Origin of the sequence: Myxococcus llanfairpwllgwyngyllgogerychwyrndrobwllllantysiliogogogochensis (assembly GCF_006636215.1) — a bacterium.
Classification (GTDB): Bacteria; Myxococcota; Myxococcia; order Myxococcales; family Myxococcaceae; genus Myxococcus; species Myxococcus llanfairpwllgwyngyllgogerychwyrndrobwllllantysiliogogogochensis.
In genome coordinates this window covers 1-388 of record NZ_VIFM01001004.1, presented here as the reverse complement: position 1 = coordinate 388, position 388 = coordinate 1, and the positions used below count along the sequence as shown (strand labels likewise).

The 388-nt window shown below is 63.4% G+C and carries 1 protein-coding gene; it reads right to left on the bottom strand.

What is annotated here, in order from left to right:
* A partial coding sequence (locus FJV41_RS56610) for a hypothetical protein (RefSeq protein ID WP_220138083.1) occupies positions 1-388 on the bottom strand: 388 nt, incomplete at both ends.

Here is a 388-nt window from a genome sequence, read left to right as displayed (position 1 = left end):
GATAGGAGCTGAAGGGATTCCAGCCGGTGCCGGGGCCACCCATCTGGAAGTCACCGTAGTTGGCGAATTCGCGCTTGTTGTAGCTCAGGCCGGCCATGAACTGGTGCTCGCGGCCGAACAGCTGGAACGGGCCGTCGATGTAGCCATCGATGCCATCGACCTTGCGCTCGGTGTTGTAGAAGCCGGCCATCGGCGTGACGCCGGTGCCGGTGGCCTTGTCGAACGCGGTGTAGGACGGATAGAACAGCTTGTCGTCGGCGTTGGTGCGGTCGTGGGTGGCGCCGATCCTGAACTTCCAGCCGTTGCTGAAGGCGTGCTGCAGGGTGGCAAACGCGCGCTTGCTGGTGGTGTCCCAGTAGGTCCAGTCCGGCGACGGATTGAACGAGGT